Here is a 16,194-nt window from a genome sequence, read left to right as displayed (position 1 = left end):
GTAATTTCGCATTTTATTTGGCACATGCGCGTTTTTTATGCAGCGCTTACATTACGACGTTACGCTTACGGAGCGAGGGTTCTGTTATCGGCAGGCATAAGCGCGATGACCATTCTGGTAGCTTAATTCGTCTTTGTTGATGCGGTAATCTGGGATAAAACGCGAATAAGAAAAGGAATAAAGGGATGAGCCACGGCTATCTGATCTGGCTTAAAAATACGTTTCGCTGGGGCTACCGGCTGACGATTAAGCAACTGGTGACGTTTATTCTTTACAGCGCGCTGGTGTATTGCCTGCTGTCAGGAGCATGGTTTGCCCTGGTGCAGATAATAGCCCTGACACCGCTAACAGAGTATGTAACGGCGGATGAGGTGATGCTGACATCGTTTTCAGTCACACGCATCATTCAGGCGCTGGTCGGCATTCCGGTGGTGCTGCACGTGCTTAAGTCGTTCATCTGGCTTTTTACCCGCGCGCCACACGGACAGAACGGTGATACGAGCTATTACACCGACACTACGCATCACCCCGTAAATAACCCTGCGCCTGGTAATTCCACGCCTGCGCATTTAAGCGCATCGCATCACCACAGCTATTCCGACAGTTGCAGTTCAGATAGCGGCTCCGACAGCGATTCAGGCAGTTGTAGCAATGATTAAAGATACAGCCCGGTATGAAGCCGGGCTGTGTTTTGCGGTAAGTAAGCTCTTAAGGCAATAATGCCTGTCAGGCTTCATCATCGCCATAATAGAGCGTACCGATTTTGATAAGCGGGCGTCCCTGAGATTTACGGTGCAGGTTGGAGTCGCGTAGTGAATAGACGCAACCGCAATATTCTTGCTGATAAAAACGCTCGCGTTTGCTGATTTCAATCATGCGCGCGGAGCCGCCCTGTTTGCGCCAGTTGTAATCCCAGTACACCATGCCCTCATAAGGGGCCGCGGCGCGATGCCCGCAGTCGTTAATTTGCTGCATGTTTTTCCAGCGGGAAATGCCGAGCGAACTGCTGATCACTTTAAAGCCATTCTCATGCGCATAAAGCGCGGTGCGCTCAAAGCGCATATCGAAGCACATGGTGCAGCGCACGCCCCGCTCTGGCTCCCATTCCATGCCCCTGGCGCGCTCGAACCAGTTATCGGTATCGTAATCCGCGTCCACAAAAGGAATACCGTGTTGATCGGCAAAGCGCATATTTTCCTCTTTGCGCAGCAGATATTCCTTTTGGGGATGAATATTGGGGTTGTAGAAAAAGATAGTGTAATCGATACCTGAAGCGTGGAGCGCCTCCATGACTTCGCCCGAGCAAGGCGCGCAGCAGGAGTGCAGCAGCAGTTTTTGTTCCTGATTGGGTAGCGTCAGTGTGGGTCTGACAAACGCGTTCATCATTACCTCGTTCCGTGTTGTCCTGAGATAAACCTTAACAATATTTTATGCGCGACGCACGCATCACGCCGCGTTTGGACAATTTTACAACGCCTGACCGCATGTTGGAAAAAGCCAGGTAAAATAGCGAAGCCATAAGAAAATATATTCTCTTGTCAAAAATATCTCTGGGCCGCTGTGTTTAAATGTGTACGGATAATTTATTTATGCGCCGCGCTGGCAATTCGCTCAATAATGAACTAGCAAAAATAGTTGTCGCTTTTTAAATATATAGTTTTGTAAAAGACCGGGTATTGCTTGCTTAAAAAATCCGGGCGTGCGTTAATAGACTCCTCGGTTTGATATGCAGAATCCGTGTGCAGTGGTCGCGATAAGTCCTCCGCTTCAGTTGTGCTCATTTCCAGACGTTATCCTTTGATATCTCTTTTCTTGAGTTTCCTCTTAAGCACTGAATATTTCTGTTCTTCAAACCATTTTCGCCGCAAGGCTCAAGTATAAAGGTAATAGTATGGCTAACAGAATCAGTGGTTCAGTGAAATGGTTTAACGCGGATAAAGGCTTTGGTTTTATCGCACCGGCAGACGGCAGCAAAGACGTGTTCGTTCACTTTTCCGCTATCCAGAGCGACAATTTTCGCACGCTGACCGAAGGCCAGCAGGTTGAATTCTCGGTTGAAAACGGCGCTAAAGGCCCGTCAGCCGTGAATGTGGTGGCGCTTTAAAGACGACATGATTGCTGCAGGGTTGCATTTCAGATGTCCTGCGTGTCATGGCTCGCAGTACCGTATTTCCCGTTTCGACGTGACCGATAAAAACCCACACGGCGCAAAATGTATATTTTGTAAAAACGTGATGCTGGTAGGGAATGCCGAACGTTATGACAGTTATGCGATGAGTCATTCGGAAACGAATACGCATCGCTAATATCGCATTCTGTAAAAAAAGCCCGCTTGCGGGCTTTTTCTTTTGGCTTTTCAGGCACTAAAGTCACCCGTTACCCTGGCGGTGCAAGCAGTGCCAGGGGCGGCAATATTCATGTGACGCTATGATAAAGCCCTGGACGTGCGTCGTCATGTACGCAGAGCCTGCCAGAAGTGCGGGAAAGAAAAACGCGACGCCGGGGCGTCGCGCTAAAGCAAGAGAGGCAATCAGTGTTTGCGGGCTAATAGCTGCTCCACCACCGCGCGCGCGGCGGTGATTTTTTGCGCCCGCTCCGGATCGCTGTTGACGCCTGCTTCAAGGCTTGCGAAGTGGTGACGCGCGTTATCAACCACCCGTTCCTTCAGCACGGCGGGCACTTCTTCCAGCAATGACTGGAACAGAATTTCGTACGCCAGGATGCGCGTCTGAAGTTTTTCAATAATCTCGTCAATCGAGCCCGTCATTTGTACCTCTTCTGGTGAGTGCGTCGGCGCTAAGTTTCACTTTAGCCGCTCGGCAGAGCGTTGGCGAGGGGGGAGAGGCAGAAAAGCGTCCGGCATGCGCAGGCCAGGCTACACTTTTTCTGTCTCCCGTGGATTATGAGGAAAGAAAAATGTCTGACCATCGCCATCCCGACAGACCGCTTGCGGATGATAATGAACATCACGGATTGCCGGAAGACGCGCCGGATATCATCAACCCGTGGGAAGAGGACGATCTGCCTGAAAAAGAGGAGCAGCACGGGCGGGAATCGCTGCGCGACGCATGGCGCAAGGCGCCCTGACACAGGTTTTTCCGACGCTTTTCCAGCGCCGCCTGCGGGCGGCTTTGTTATTTTTTGCGCCCGCTCTCCTTTTTTACATCCCGCCGACATTTTGTCGCTTTCTGTGCCCTCTATTTTTTCCAAAAGCTGCCGATAACGATTTAAAGCAAATTCAGGCGCCAGGCTTGCCTGAAACCAGGCACCAGCGTGTTGTCCCTTTCGCAGCATGAGCCACCACCCACGTACCTTTGAGGCAAATATGGATAACTTCCAGAAAGATATTGATGAGAGGGCGAATCTCGCTTTATCGAATAAATTCGAACTGCTGCTCTTCCGGCTGGGCTCTGCGAGCGACGAGGAAAAACCTGAGCTGTACGGTATTAACGTTTTTAAACTGCGCGAAATTGTGCCGATGCCGACCATTACCAAAGCGGCAGGTATGCAGGCGCCGCTGCTCGGCATGGCGAATATTCGCGGTCAGATCATTCCAGTGGTCGATCTTCCGGCGGTCACTGGCTGCAAACCCTCCACCGGGCTTAACCTGCTGCTGGTGACAGAATATGCGCGCAGTACTCAGGCCTTCGCGGTGGAGTCGGTAGAGAACATTATTCGCCTCGACTGGAGCCAGGTGCATACGGCGGAATCGGGCGTCAGTTCCCGTAATATCACCAGCATCGCGCGTCTCGACAGCGACAACCAGAGCAACGAACTGGCGCTGGTGCTTGATGTCGAACAGATCCTGTATGACATCATCCCGTCGGTGCGCGACGGCCAGCCAAACACGGTGGTCAAGGAGCGCAGCTTTAAACTCAAGCCGGGCGCGGTCGCCATTGTCGCAGAAGATTCCAAAGTGGCGCGCTCGATGCTGGAGCATGGTCTCAAGAGCATGGGTATTCCGGCCATCATGCACACGACGGGCCTTGAAGCCTGGGAAAAAATCAAGCTGATGGCGAAAGAGGCGCAGGCGGAAGGGCAGTCGATCACCGATAAAATCGCGATGGTACTGACCGACCTCGAAATGCCGGAGATGGACGGCTTTACCCTGACACGTAATATCAAAATGGACGCCACGCTGAAGAAAATTCCGGTTGTGATCCACTCGTCGCTCTCAGGCAGCGCTAACGAAGATCACGTGCGTAAAGTGGGCGCCGATGGTTACGTGGCGAAGTTTGAAATCAACGAACTCTCGTCGGCTATCGAGCGCGTGCTCGACAAAGCGGCAGGCTGACGGTCAGGCTCCGGCGCCGCCGGGGTCTGCATTTTTCAGACAGACGGTAAGCATACCGCGCCTGCGAAGGCTTTCTGGTCAGCTACACTTAATGTGTTAACTCTGATGGATACAGGAGGTCATCATGTTTTTTGGTTTCGGATACTTCGGTGAATCGCAAAAAGAGCAGGCTTTTCGCTTACAGGCTGAAGAGCAGGGGGGCGGCACGCCGGGCCCGGAAGGGGAAGTGACGCGCAAGCGTGACGACAGCGATGACGACGAAAAAGGGCCGTACCGCTCGGAAGATGACGCCAAATAAAAAAGCCGCCGCCAGGCGGTTTTTTAATGCGCGCAGTATTGCCGCCCGCACGGAGCGGCATACAAAGGCAGCCTGAAGGCCACCTGAGCATTACTGCGCGTTCAGCTCGCGCCACTGCTCTGCCAGCGAATCCAGCAGCTCGTAACGCTTGCGGTATTCGGAGCGTTTTTTACTGGCGACCTCTTCCAGCGGTTTGCGCGCGGCCACAAGCGGCAGGGCGAAACAGCGCGCGCCGCGACGCTCGCCGCCAATCGATTCCCAGAACTCATCGTAACTGGCAAAAAAGTGCCGCCCTTTGCTGAAGCGGTAGCGCAGCCCGCGGAAGACGTGGCCGTCGTTGCTCACCGCCTCGAAGTGGGTCATGCCGAACTGGCCTGTCATCAGCCACAGCACTTCCATCAAAAGACGTTTCGGGAAGACGCCGTAGCAGGCTTTGGTGGCATCGCGGATGGCGTCGTGCGGCACGCTGCGGCGCGGGCCCTGCAGGCCGCCGATGGCGATGCCGTAGCCCGTGGCGTCGCGCACAACGCTAAACGTCAGGCTCGCCAGCAGCACGTCATCGCAGTGCAGCCACAGCGTGCTTTCGCCTTCGCGCTCGGCTTTGTGGGCCGAGGAAACGCTGATAACCACCTGTTTGTCTTTCGCCGCCAGCCGGAACAGCGGCTGCGGGCGCGTAGCGCAAAGCGCGTCTGCCAGACGCGGCGAAGCCTGCTCGCTCACGAACTGATAGTGATTGATGATAGCGCTGGCGCGCTCGCCGGCGCTTAATCCGAGACGCAAATAGTGGCGATGAATTTTTCCCGGCAGCGTGTTCTGCACGCTCAACAGTTGCTCAAAGCGCGGGTTCGTCGCCAGCGAATCCATAAAACGCAGCGTGGCGGGCAGATAAAGACAGCTGCGCAGCGCGAATTTGAGCCGATAGCTTTTTTTCGCCCATAACCCGCCGGGCATCAGCGCGCCGGTGGAGAGAGCTTTAATAAGATCCATGCCGCTACGCGAGGGTTCGGCAGCGTGAGAGGTGATGACCGACATAAGAAAAACCTGAGATACCGCGAATTGACGAAGTATATCGATACGGCGAAACGGCTTTCTAAACGGCACCTCAATGCGACGTCATCAGGCAAATTCCAGGGTGGGGAGGCGCACAGAAGGAAAACACCCCGCCGATGCGAAGGAGTGCGGAAAGTACGACGATGCGTCGCGATACAGGCAGGGCAATTGCCGGTAGTGCGCTCAGCGAGCCGTGAGCCGCTCCTGCTGCGGGGTAAAGATGAGGCAAAAATGGCAGTTCTTCGGACAATCACGAGAACGACGGCAGCTTAACAAACAAGCGTGGCGGGATAATGAAGAAAATAAGGCGATTTGTGCGGGCGTCTGCCGATTTTTTGATTCAGAAATCTTTACATCGCGACATAAGAATGTTCTGATCTACACGTTTCATTTACTGTATTGCGAACGCGGAAAGACCCCATGCAACAACTCAAACCAGGCGCTCTCGCCATTATCATCGGCGCCCGTACCGCTGCCGGTCGGGGAAATATTGGTAAATCTGTTGAGCTTTTCAGCCTCTGCCAGCCTGGCGAGCGCTTTATCAACCCGGTGACCGGGTTTATGACCGAGCTGCCGACGGCCTGCGCCCGCCCGCTCTGGCTGGTGACCGGTAATGTCGTCGCCGCCGATGGCCAGACCGGCTTTGCGTTTGTGCGCGCCGAACACCTTATGCCGCTTGACGGCGAACTGCTGCCGCTCGAAGAGACGGCGCTGCTGCTCGACTGACGATTTAACGCCCGCCAGCCATTATCTCCCGGAGCCACGCGGCAAGCACCTGTGCGTGGTTCTGCTGCCTGTCTTTTGCGCCGTACAACAACGTCAGCGTCCCGTTACGGGCGATGGCCGCGAGACGTGCGCCTTCTTCCTGCTGCGCGGCTAACTCCTCACGGTAGCGCTCGCTGAAGTGCGCGAAGTCAATTACCTCGCCATGCAACGCTTTGCGAAGCGCGGTCGAGGGCGCGAGCGTTTTATTCCACTCATCCAGCGGCAGATCCGTTTTCTTAATGCCGCGTGGCCAGAGTCTGTCCACCAGCACCCGGTAGCCGTCCTGCGCGTCCGGCTCGTCGTAAACGCGTTTTAACGCAATCATCATTGCCTCCTGCATATGGTTATGACCGGAGGGATTATCTGCCTGCAACGGACGCCAGGCAAACGGCAAGACACCTTTGTCCGGGACGTCTCGCAAAATAGCAGGCAACAGGTTCCCTGCTGATTTTGGGTGTTGTTCGCGAGCGCGCCTGTCGGTATGCTGATGTTCCTTATGTTATGCTCAATCCGTTCATGCATAAGGAAAACCTCATGGAAACCTCTCCGCTCTCATCCACACTCCGTATCGCCCTGGTCGGCGACTATAATGCCGAAACCGTCGCGCATCAGGCTATTCCGCTTGCGATTGACGACGCTGCCGCCGTGCTGGAACTCACTGCCGATTACGACTGGCTCCCGACCAAAGAGATCGCAAGCGCGGAAGATCTTGTCGGCTATGATGCCGTCTGGGTCGTGCCCGGCAGCCCTTACGACAATGAAGATGGCGCGTTTATCGCCATTCGTTACGCGCGTGAAAATGCGATCCCGTTTCTCGGCACCTGCGGCGGTTTTCAGCATGCGGTCATAGAATACGCCCGCAACGTGCTGGGCTGGGAAGACGCCAGCCACGGCGAAACGGCGCAGGGCGGCAGGCTGGTGATTTCGCCGCTCAGCTGTTCACTGGTGGAGCAAACCGGCGAGATTGAACTGCGCCCGCATACGCTTATCGCGCGCGCTTACGGGCGAATGGAAATAGAAGAGGCGTATCGCTGTCGCTTCGGCGTAGCACCGGAATTCGTTGAGGCGCTGAACGGCGACGCGCTGAAAGTCACCGGCTGGGATAACGACGGCGACGTGCGCGCCGTCGAACTCACCACCCATCCGTTCTTCGTGGCGACGCTGTTCCAGCATGAGCGCGGCGCGCTTGACGGGCGTCCGGTACCGCTGGTGCGTGAATTCCTGCGCGCTGCCCGTCGCTAATCATTAAGGCGCGCCGATTTCCCGTGCGCGTCCGGCGAACCCGCCCGCGATGGCCATAACCACCGCCAGCGCGGCGCACAGCAGCAGCGGCAGGCTCCAGCTCTGCGTCAGATCGTGGAGCCTGCCAATAACCGGCGGCCCGCACGCCGCCAGCAGATATCCCACCGATTGCGCCATGCCGGAGAGCGCCGCCGCCTGATGCGCCGAGCTGGCGCGCAGGCCGATAAACGTCAGGCCGAGGATCATGGTCGCCCCCGAGCCGAACCCAAAAATTACTACCCAGCAGGCCGCCTGCCCAGGGAAAAGCCACAGCCCGATCGGGCTTAGCGCACAGAGCAGCGCCGTCAGTACGGCGATGGCGCGCTGATCCCGTAATTTTGCCAGCAACAGCGGCACCGCGATGCCCGGCACGGCGGTGGCGAGCTGCATCAGCCCGTGCAGCGAACCGGCCTGCGCCTCGCTATAACCGCGGCTTAGCAGAATCGACGGCAGCCAGCCGATGACGATGTAATAAATAAGCGAATTGACGCCGAGAAAGAGGGTGACCTGCCAGGCCAGAGCCGAGCGCCAGATGCCACGGTTATGCAGCGCCGCGCCGCCGACGGCATCGCCGCGCGCCGCGCGCAGCTGCGGCAGCCAGAGCAGCAGCGCGAGGAGCGGAAAGACCATGAGCGCCAGCAGCGCGCCGCGCCAGCCGCCGCTGAAGGCCGCTACCGGCACTACCAGCGCCGAGCCCGCCGCCGCCGCAAGCCCCATCGTCAGGGAATACGCGCCGGTGAGTTTCGCCACCTGGCCTGGAAAATCACGTTTGATCATGCCGGGCAGCAGGACGTTGCCAAAGGCAATGCCACAGCCGATAAGCGCGGTGCCGGTAAAGAGCGCCGCCGCGCCGCCCGACGAGCGCAGGGCAATACCGGCGCAGATAAAGAGCAGCGCGCCGCAGAGGCTGCGCTCCATACCGAAGCGCCTCGCGCTCCCCGCCGCCAGCGGAGATACCAGCGCGAAGGCGAGCAGCGGCAACGTGGTTAACAGACCTGTCGCGGCGGTGGAGAGGGTAAAGTCAAGGCGGATAGCGTCCAGCAGGGGAGCGGCACCGGTAAAAGTGACGCGAAGCGTAGTGGCAATCATCAGAATGCCTGCCAGCAGCAGCCAGCCGCCGCGACGCGAAGAAGTCAGGTTAGTCATGGGTTCCTCATGGGCGCGCGGCGTGGGGATACCGCGCGAATACTGCGGATGAAAAGATCAAAAACAAAACGCACGGCTACTGGCGGCCAATCAGCAGCGACACCAGGCCCGCGGCGATAAGCGGCCCGACCGGCACGCCGCGAAAGAGCGCCACGCCGAGCACCGTGCCAACCAGCAGACCGGCCACAATCGACGGCTGGCTGCCCATTAGCGCCACGCCCTTGCCGCCAAGCCAGGAAACAAAAATGCCGACGGCGATAGCCACCAGCGATTTCCAGTTAAGAAAAGCATGAAACAGCGTGGAGGTGGGCAGGGTGCCGCTGGCGATGGGGGCCATCACGCTGATGGTCAGAATGATGATGCCAGCGGTGACGCCCTGTTTTTCAACCCACGGAAACCAGGCGCTGAGCGGCGTCATCCGGATAACGATCAGTACAAGAACCGAGACCGTCACCGCCATGTTATGGCTGACAAATCCCAGACCGGCCAGCGCCAGCAGGATAAGCAGCGTAATATCGAACATCTTGAGTTCCTTGCCAAAAAGGGCCTGTCGGCCTGTCGTCATTATTTTGCAATCAAAAGCCGGTATCTGTGGAGCCTGCTTCCTGACAGGCGAGAGACCCGGAGAGACGATGAACGACTTGCTATCGCCCGACACACTCTGGATAACCACCTTCTTTTTCGCCGTCGCCGCTACGCTGATTGTTGCGGTGCGGTTTCTGGAGAAGCGCTGGTAGACGCCGCGCGGTGAAACGCAATCTGCGTGGGTTTCGCCAGGCGCAGATAGTCAGCAGTGTCCATGATAATCGATTTTTCAAGCAGACCGGCGTTAAAGGCGATCTCATCGTGACGCTCAAAGAGTAACGGGTCGGCGACGAGCCGGAGCGACGGGTGAAAACTGAACGGCGGGATAGCCCCGAAAACACAGCGGGTGAGTTCATCGACTTCCGCAGGGCTCGCAAGCGACGCTTTGGTGCCGCCAAGATGTTGCGCTAACTGCGTCAGGTCGGCCTGCAAATCGGCCCCGAGTACCGCCAGCACCACCTGTTTTACGCCGTTGCCTTTGATTTTGCATACCAGCGCTTTGGCCCCCTGGCTGAGTTGCGTGCCGCGAATTTCCGATACCGCCTCGCATTTGCCCATCGCCTCATGTTCCACCACGCGAAACCGCGCCTGGCCTGTGGTCAGTAAGTCCACCAGCATTTGATGAATATCCATGCCTTTCATTATCTCGCCTCGCTTATATTATGACGTTTCCACCATACTGACGGCTCGCTTATTTTGCAACGCCAGCAAATGTACACAAAATAAAATCCAGTAAAATAAAGGCCCTGGGGTTATTACCTGAAAAAAAGGCGGCGTGTCGTTTGGCTTACTCTGGAATGCTGTATTAGGATCATAAGAGTGCCTTATGAAAGCGGTGGTCGTAATAGCGCGAATGAAGGTTTCCGCACGGCGGATAAATAATCGCGGCACTGGATGGGAGTAATAATTTCGTCTTCGTGGTGCTGGTGGGAATATTCTCAGGCACGACATTTACGAAATGAGATACACACCAGTGCGCTCCGGCCGAACAACGTCATACTGCTTTCAGCAGGCGAACAGGTTTTAATGTAGTACTTTTTTTCTGGTAACACTAACCCAAACCCGGAGGTTGTTATGGCAGAGCATCGTGGTGGTTCCGGCAATTTTGCCGAAGATCGTGAAAAAGCATCTGAAGCGGGTAAAAAAGGCGGACAGCAGAGCGGCGGGAATTTTAAAAATGACCCGGAGCGTGCGTCTGAAGCAGGTAAAAAAGGCGGCCAGAACAGCCACGGCGGCGGACGTAAATAATTCGCCTCGCTGAATTTATCTGTGATACAGCAGCCTCAGGGCTGCTGTTTTTATTTTGCCTGCATGGTTAGTAATAAGCGCAGCGCCTGGCTGTCCACGGGGCGTGAAAACCACCAGCCCTGCCCATAACAGCCCGGAAAATTATCCTGTAAATAATCGACCTGCAACCGCTGTTCGAGCCCTTCAAAGACAATCTGCTGTGGCATCGCTTTGAGCATCAGAATTAAATTTACCAGCAGGGTTTTATTCAGCGAAGGCGTACCGATCGCATCGGTAATGCTTTTATCCACTTTTACTTCATCAATCGGCAGACGCGACAGCCAGGAGATAGTGGAATAACCGGTGCCGAAATCATCAAGCGCTATCAAAAAACCGTGCCGCTTAAAGAGTAATATCGCGGCTTCCATATGCGCAAGCGTAGCATTTTCCCGCTCGGTGATTTCGAGCATAATTCGGCTGGGTGGCAGCCCGATTTTTTGTGTCAGTTTCGTCAAAAAATCCAGATAATGATGAGAGAAAAGGTCGGCGAGGCTGATATTGATACTGAGCGTGAGGTCATACCGGTTTAATAACTCCGCCATTTCACCCACGGCCTGCGTCGTCACAAATTCTGTGATTTTTGCCATCAGCCCTTCTTTTTCCGCAAGTGGAATAAACAGATCCGGCGAAATAGCGTCCCCGTTATTATCATGCCAGCGCAGCAGCGCCTCCATGCCTTTCATCCGGCCGGTTTCTATTTCATAAATTGGCTGATAAACCACCCGCATCTCGCCGTTTTTTAAGGCATTTTCCAGCCGGGTCGGCAGCGAGGTTTTTTTCCTGCGATAAAAGACGAGGCTTGTACAGATCAAAATGCCGAGCCCCAGGCCCAGCGCGGTAAGTAGCGCGAGGGTATACCAGCGCGCCTGCAATAATCCATAAGGATGTGTGCCAGCAATTACGCAGAGATCGTATTGGCGGTTGCACTGTTCGCGGGTAATAAAATACCAGGCGTAATGGGTGGTGGCATCCGCTTCGGTTAATAGCGCCTGGGTTGGGCCGAGGGTAAACCAGCGGTGATTATGCTGAGAATTGGTGATAACGGCGCTGTAGTGCGCAGTCGCTGCGTCTTTTTCGAAGCGGGCAAAAATAAAAGGAGAAAATATCACCAGCAGATCGTTACGCCACCAGGCGCTGACGTTAATGTTATCGGTTAAGGGCAGATTTAATAACCAGCGAGCGCCGTTGCGGCCAACAAAACTTTCCGTTGCGGTCAACGGCTGCGCAATGGGAAGGCGCCCCCATAGCGCCGTACATAAAATCCCGCGCGCGCTGGTGCGGCCGACGTCTTTTATCAGCTGATAATTCCATAGCAGCGTGCGCAGCGCATTAAGATCGGCTTCACTACAGGAGGGATAATGCGCCATTTTCGCTTCGCGGGCGGCAATATCATTTGCCTGTTGCAGGAGCGTTACGCTACGCTCCAGCACCGCCTGACTATAATCGTTGATGCGGCTTGCTTCTGTCCGCCAGTACATAATTTGCGCAGCGGCCAGAACGGCAAATAGACTGGCGAGAATTATTCCCGCCATTCCGGCATTTTTATTCAAGCCCAATGAGACCCTGTTAGACATGATTCACGGTGGTCCTGCGACGGCGCCGCGTCGTTCTTATTTAATGCCGCCCACTATAACTGATAGCGAACCGGCTGTAAGTAAATTCTGTAGGGTTATTAATAATGAGATGGTGCGTTACTAAATAGTATGGGCGAAAATGCACGTTTAATTAAGTGAGGCTGATATAAAAGTTTAGTGGCGCTTTAATTGCGGATAAGTAAAAAAGAAATAACGGGGCCGACAGCGTCGGCCCGCAAGTTAGCTCCAGCTTTCGCTGGCCTGCTTATGAAACAGCTCGCGGAATACGGGATAAATATCATCCTGATCGCGAATATGCTGCATAGCGAAATTCTCATAGGTCGCCTGCAAATCTTCATATTCACGCCACAGGGTCTGGTGAGCGCGGCGGGTGATTTCGATATAACTGTAATAACGCACCACCGGCAGAATTTTCTTGGCCAGAATTTCATGGCACAGGGGGGAATCATCCGCCCAGTTATCGCCATCGGACGCCTGTGCGGCATAAATATTCCACTGCGCCGGGTCGTAACGCGCTTTGACCACTTCATCCATCAGCTTCAGCGCGCTGGAAACAATCGTCCCGCCGGTCTCCTGTGAATAGAAAAACTCGTGCTCATCCACCTCTTTGGCCTGTGTGTGATGGCGGATATAGACCACATCGACGTTTTTATAGGTCCGGCTCAGGAACAGATAGAGCAGAATATAAAAGCGCTTGGCCATATCTTTGGTGGCCTGATCCATCGAGCCGGAGACGTCCATCAGGCAGAACATAACCGCCTGGCTTGAGGGCTCCGGGCGTTTCTCGAAGTTTTTATAACGCAGATCGAATGTGTCGATAAACGGCACGCGTTCAATTTTGGCGCGCAGTTCGGCTATCTCCCGGCGCAAACGCTCTTCTTCAAGCAGCTGCGCCGGTTCGCTTTTCAGCGCCTCATCAAGATTCGCCTCCAGCTCGCGCAGCGCCCGACGTTTGCCCGCAGTCATCGCGGTGCGGCGCGCCAGCGAGTTTTGCAGCGAGCGCACCACGCTGATGTTGGCGGGCACCCCGTTTGAGGTGTAACCGGAGCGATGGGTTTTATATTCGTTTAGCTGACGATGCTGGTTTTTTTTCAGATTCGGCAGGGCGAGATCTTCAAACAGCAGGTCGAGATATTCATCTTTGGAGATTTGAAAGACGAATTCATCCTGGCCTTCGCCGTCGGCGCTCGCCTGGCCCTGACCACTGCCGGAACCGCCGCCGCCGCCCTGCGGGCGCTCGATGCGATCGTTTTGCACGAAATGATCGTTGCCCGGATGGACGCGATGGCGCAGGCCGCCGCGCCCCTGATGAAACATCGGTTCACTGATATCGTCGTTAGGAATGGAAACGGACTCGCCGCTCTGGATGTCGGTCACCGAGCGCTTGTTGATGGCCTCGGAAATCGACTGCTTGATTTGTGCTTTGTAACGGCGCAAAAAGCGCTGGCGGTTTACCGTGCTCTTGTTTTTGCCGTTAAGACGTCGGTCTATGAACCAGGTCATATGCCCCCCGTACTGCATTTGCCAACTTTCTGTGCGCCTGTTTCGCCGCAGGTTGCGGCATACGGTTCGCTTCGTTGTAAGCCCGGCCGCGCGAACGCCGCCGGGCGATGGTGTTAAGACGATTTACGCACGCGCAGATACCATTCGCACAGCAGACGTACTTGCTTGCGGGTATAGCCTTTTTCCATCATGCGATCGACGAAATCATCGTGTTTCTTCTGCTCGTCCGTGGAGGTTTTGGCGTTAAAGGAGATAACGGGCAGCAACTCCTCGGTGTTCGAGAACATTTTTTTCTCGATAACCGTGCGCAGCTTCTCATAGCTGGTCCAGTTCGGATTACGACCATTATGGTTAGCACGGGCACGCAGCACGAAGTTGACGATTTCGTTACGGAAATCTTTCGGGTTGCTGATGCCTGCCGGTTTCTCGATTTTCTCAAGCTCCGCGTTGAGCGATTCGCGGTCGAAGAGCTGACCGGTATCCGGATCGCGATACTCCTGATCCTGGATCCAGAAATCCGCATAGGTAACGTAGCGGTCAAAGATGTTCTGACCATATTCGGAGTAGGACTCCAGATACGCCGTCTGGATCTCTTTGCCAATAAACTCGGCATATTTCGGGATCAGATAGCCTTTGAGGAATTCGAGATAGCGCTCCGCGCTCTCCTGCGGGAACTGCTCGCGCTCAATCTGCTGCTCCAGCACATAAAAGAGATGTACCGGGTTCGCCGCCACTTCGGTGTGATCGAAGTTAAAGACGCGCGAGAGGATCTTGAACGCGAAACGGGTCGACAGGCCATTCATGCCTTCGTCGACGCCCGCGTAGTCGCGATACTCCTGATACGATTTCGCTTTCGGGTCGGTATCTTTCAGGCTTTCGCCGTCATAGACGCGCATTTTCGAGTAAATGCTGGAGTTTTCCGGCTCTTTCAGGCGCGACAGTATCGAGAAGCGGGCCAGGGTTTCCAGCGTGCCGGGCGCGCAAGGGGCATGTGAAAGCTCACTGTGGTTAAGCAGTTTCTCGTAGATTTTAATCTCTTCCGAGATACGCAGGCAGTAAGGCACCTTGACGATATAAACACGGTCAAGAAACGCCTCGTTGTTTTTATTGTTGCGGAAAGTCACCCATTCCGATTCGTTGGAGTGCGCCAGAATAATACCGTTAAAGGGCAGGGCGGAGATGCCTTCCGTCCCGTTATAGTTCCCTTCCTGCGTCGCGGTGAGCAGCGGATGCAGCACTTTAATCGGCGCTTTGAACATCTCGACGAATTCCATTACGCCCTGGTTGGCGCGGCAGAGCGCACCGGAGTAGCCGTAGGCATCGGGATCGTTTTGGGCGTGATGCTCAAGCTTACGGATATCCACTTTGCCGACCAGCGCTGAAATATCCTGATTATTTTCATCGCCCGGCTCGGTTTTAGCGATAGCAATTTGCTCAAGAATGGACGGCCAGACTTTAACCACGCGGAATTTGGTGATGTCGCCGCCGAATTCATGCAGGCGTTTCGCGGCCCACGGCGACATAATGGTGCCGAGATAGCGACGCGGCACGTTGTATTCTTTTTCAAGGATCTGCGCGTCTTCCTGCGGGTTAAAGAGGCACAGCGGATGATCGTTGACCGGGCTGCGCTCGCCGTTGGCGCTAAGCACATAAATGGGCACGCGCTGCATCAGCGATTTCAGGCGCTCGGCCAGCGATGATTTACCGCCGCCTACCGGGCCCAGCAGATAGAGGATCTGTTTTTTCTCTTCCAGACCCTGCGCCGCATGTTTCAGATACGACACAATCTGCTCGATGGCCTCTTCCATGCCATAGAACTCCTCAAACGCCGGATACCGGGCGACTACCCGGTTCGAAAAGAGACGGGAAAGCCGTGGCTCCTGGGCAGTATCCACCATCACTGGCTCACCGATGGCCATCAATAGCCGTTCTGCCGCATTGGCATAAGCACTGCGATCCTGCCGGCAAACGGTAAGAAATTCCTGCAGTGTGAACTCTTCGTCCTTGGCAGCTTCATAGCGCTGGCGATAGTGATCGAATATATTCATGGCATGCCGTCCTTTCGTTTTTTAGCACAGGTTTAAGAGCCGTTCATATGAATAGTGGAGGCTCCCGGAAGACGTATTCTGAGTACAGCAACCCTAATGCCAACTGAAGCATTTATTGCGCGTTGCACTGTGCTACTGCGGTCAGGGTAATGCACCTTCTTAATTTTAAGCGTAGATGGCATTTGAAAATCTTGCATGCGGCTGTTTCAGGGAACCAGTGATTTATCAAGCACTCATCCCGTTGTTTCTGCTAAAGCATTTGCGTACAAGACGCGGATTCACCGCAAAGTCATAAAATTGCAAGGCCGCTGTAACGCGAAAATGCGAGGCTGCGCGATCGAA

At 55.0% G+C, this 16,194-nt stretch carries 19 protein-coding genes; 9 read left to right on the top strand and 10 right to left on the bottom strand.

The genetic code is table 11. The features are described from left to right. The first annotated feature begins 185 nt into the window (after positions 1 to 185). Positions 186 to 659 carry a hypothetical protein gene (locus tag BJP61_RS13380; RefSeq protein WP_171998531.1) on the top strand — a complete coding sequence of 158 codons (474 nt, stop codon included), beginning with the start codon at positions 186 to 188 and terminating at the stop codon, positions 657 to 659. Between the two features lie 67 nt (positions 660 to 726). Here the strand turns inward: BJP61_RS13380 and BJP61_RS13375 are convergent, their stop codons facing one another. Then, positions 727 to 1,383, bottom strand: a complete 657-nt coding sequence (locus BJP61_RS13375; protein WP_075192698.1) for an epoxyqueuosine reductase QueH — start codon at positions 1,381 to 1,383, stop codon at positions 727 to 729. 508 nt (positions 1,384 to 1,891) lie between these two features. On the opposite strand from BJP61_RS13375, the gene BJP61_RS13370 reads away from it, so the two are divergent. Together BJP61_RS13370 and BJP61_RS13365 are read left to right on the top strand one after the other, a co-directional pair. After that, positions 1,892 to 2,104, top strand: coding sequence for a cold-shock protein (locus BJP61_RS13370; protein WP_038863444.1), 213 nt, complete (start codon positions 1,892 to 1,894; stop codon positions 2,102 to 2,104). Beyond that, positions 2,088 to 2,306, top strand: coding sequence for a cold-shock protein (locus BJP61_RS13365; RefSeq protein WP_171998530.1), 219 nt, complete (start codon positions 2,088 to 2,090; stop codon positions 2,304 to 2,306). The genes BJP61_RS13370 and BJP61_RS13365 overlap by 17 nt, the downstream gene beginning before the upstream one ends. Positions 2,307 to 2,530: 224 nt before the next feature. On the opposite strand, the gene BJP61_RS13360 is transcribed toward BJP61_RS13365, so the two are convergent. Next, positions 2,531 to 2,767 (bottom strand): hypothetical protein, encoded by a 237-nt coding sequence (locus tag BJP61_RS13360; protein ID WP_038863442.1) that lies wholly within the window; start codon positions 2,765 to 2,767, stop codon positions 2,531 to 2,533. A 149-nt stretch (positions 2,768 to 2,916) separates the two neighbouring features. Here BJP61_RS13360 and BJP61_RS13355 point away from each other — a divergent pair, with 149 nt between their 5' ends. The 3 genes from BJP61_RS13355 (at position 2,917) to BJP61_RS13345 (ending at position 4,592) form a co-directional block, all read left to right on the top strand. Continuing rightward, entirely contained in the window at positions 2,917 to 3,087 is a 171-nt protein-coding gene (locus tag BJP61_RS13355; RefSeq protein ID WP_165688846.1) for a hypothetical protein, read from the top strand. A 238-nt stretch (positions 3,088 to 3,325) separates the two neighbouring features. Next, on the top strand, positions 3,326 to 4,294 hold the full coding sequence (locus BJP61_RS13350; protein WP_038863440.1) for a chemotaxis protein: 969 nt from the start codon (positions 3,326 to 3,328) through the stop codon (positions 4,292 to 4,294). A gap of 124 nt (positions 4,295 to 4,418) precedes the next feature. Continuing rightward, entirely contained in the window at positions 4,419 to 4,592 is a 174-nt protein-coding gene (locus tag BJP61_RS13345) for a hypothetical protein (RefSeq protein WP_007670864.1), read from the top strand. A 90-nt stretch (positions 4,593 to 4,682) separates the two neighbouring features. On the opposite strand, the gene BJP61_RS13340 is transcribed toward BJP61_RS13345, so the two are convergent. Continuing rightward, positions 4,683 to 5,624 (bottom strand): VirK/YbjX family protein, encoded by a 942-nt coding sequence (locus tag BJP61_RS13340; RefSeq protein ID WP_075192651.1) that lies wholly within the window; start codon positions 5,622 to 5,624, stop codon positions 4,683 to 4,685. A gap of 438 nt (positions 5,625 to 6,062) precedes the next feature. Here BJP61_RS13340 and BJP61_RS13335 point away from each other — a divergent pair, with 438 nt between their 5' ends. Further along, positions 6,063 to 6,368, top strand: a complete 306-nt coding sequence (locus tag BJP61_RS13335) for a hypothetical protein (RefSeq protein ID WP_038863436.1) — start codon at positions 6,063 to 6,065, stop codon at positions 6,366 to 6,368. A 4-nt stretch (positions 6,369 to 6,372) separates the two neighbouring features. Here BJP61_RS13335 and BJP61_RS13330 read toward each other — a convergent pair whose 3' ends face one another. Beyond that, entirely contained in the window at positions 6,373 to 6,732 is a 360-nt protein-coding gene (locus tag BJP61_RS13330; RefSeq protein WP_171999329.1) for a DUF488 domain-containing protein, read from the bottom strand. A 209-nt stretch (positions 6,733 to 6,941) separates the two neighbouring features. Between BJP61_RS13330 and BJP61_RS13325 the strand changes: the two genes are divergently transcribed. Beyond that, positions 6,942 to 7,649, top strand: coding sequence for a CTP synthase (locus BJP61_RS13325; protein WP_171998529.1), 708 nt, complete (start codon positions 6,942 to 6,944; stop codon positions 7,647 to 7,649). A 3-nt stretch (positions 7,650 to 7,652) separates the two neighbouring features. Here the strand turns inward: BJP61_RS13325 and BJP61_RS13320 are convergent, their stop codons facing one another. The 3 genes from BJP61_RS13320 to BJP61_RS13310 form a co-directional block, all read right to left on the bottom strand. Beyond that, positions 7,653 to 8,834 (bottom strand): CynX/NimT family MFS transporter, encoded by a 1,182-nt coding sequence (locus tag BJP61_RS13320; protein WP_075192649.1) that lies wholly within the window; start codon positions 8,832 to 8,834, stop codon positions 7,653 to 7,655. 76 nt (positions 8,835 to 8,910) lie between these two features. Further along, positions 8,911 to 9,357, bottom strand: a complete 447-nt coding sequence (locus tag BJP61_RS13315; protein WP_171998528.1) for a DUF441 domain-containing protein — start codon at positions 9,355 to 9,357, stop codon at positions 8,911 to 8,913. A 170-nt stretch (positions 9,358 to 9,527) separates the two neighbouring features. Beyond that, positions 9,528 to 10,061, bottom strand: a complete 534-nt coding sequence (locus tag BJP61_RS13310) for a YbaK/prolyl-tRNA synthetase associated domain-containing protein (protein WP_161579391.1) — start codon at positions 10,059 to 10,061, stop codon at positions 9,528 to 9,530. A gap of 432 nt (positions 10,062 to 10,493) precedes the next feature. On the opposite strand from BJP61_RS13310, the gene BJP61_RS13305 reads away from it, so the two are divergent. Beyond that, positions 10,494 to 10,667 (top strand): general stress protein, encoded by a 174-nt coding sequence (locus BJP61_RS13305; RefSeq protein ID WP_071603689.1) that lies wholly within the window; start codon positions 10,494 to 10,496, stop codon positions 10,665 to 10,667. 50 nt (positions 10,668 to 10,717) lie between these two features. On the opposite strand, the gene BJP61_RS13300 is transcribed toward BJP61_RS13305, so the two are convergent. The 3 genes from BJP61_RS13300 to yeaG all read right to left on the bottom strand — a co-directional run bounded on the left by BJP61_RS13300 (position 10,718) and on the right by yeaG (position 15,852). Then, positions 10,718 to 12,238 (bottom strand): EAL domain-containing protein, encoded by a 1,521-nt coding sequence (locus BJP61_RS13300; protein ID WP_171998527.1) that lies wholly within the window; start codon positions 12,236 to 12,238, stop codon positions 10,718 to 10,720. A 282-nt stretch (positions 12,239 to 12,520) separates the two neighbouring features. Continuing rightward, on the bottom strand, positions 12,521 to 13,804 hold the full coding sequence (locus tag BJP61_RS13295) for a YeaH/YhbH family protein (RefSeq protein WP_075192697.1): 1,284 nt from the start codon (positions 13,802 to 13,804) through the stop codon (positions 12,521 to 12,523). A gap of 113 nt (positions 13,805 to 13,917) precedes the next feature. Continuing rightward, complete coding sequence (yeaG, locus tag BJP61_RS13290; protein WP_038863426.1) at positions 13,918 to 15,852, bottom strand: protein kinase YeaG; 1,935 nt, start codon at positions 15,850 to 15,852, stop codon at positions 13,918 to 13,920. Positions 15,853 to 16,194 lie beyond the last annotated feature (342 nt).

This window comes from Cronobacter sp. JZ38 (assembly GCF_008932145.1).
GTDB lineage: Bacteria > Pseudomonadota > Gammaproteobacteria > Enterobacterales > Enterobacteriaceae > Cronobacter > Cronobacter muytjensii.
Note: the sequence above shows the minus strand (reverse complement) of the source record. Positions and strands in the feature narration are given on the sequence as shown.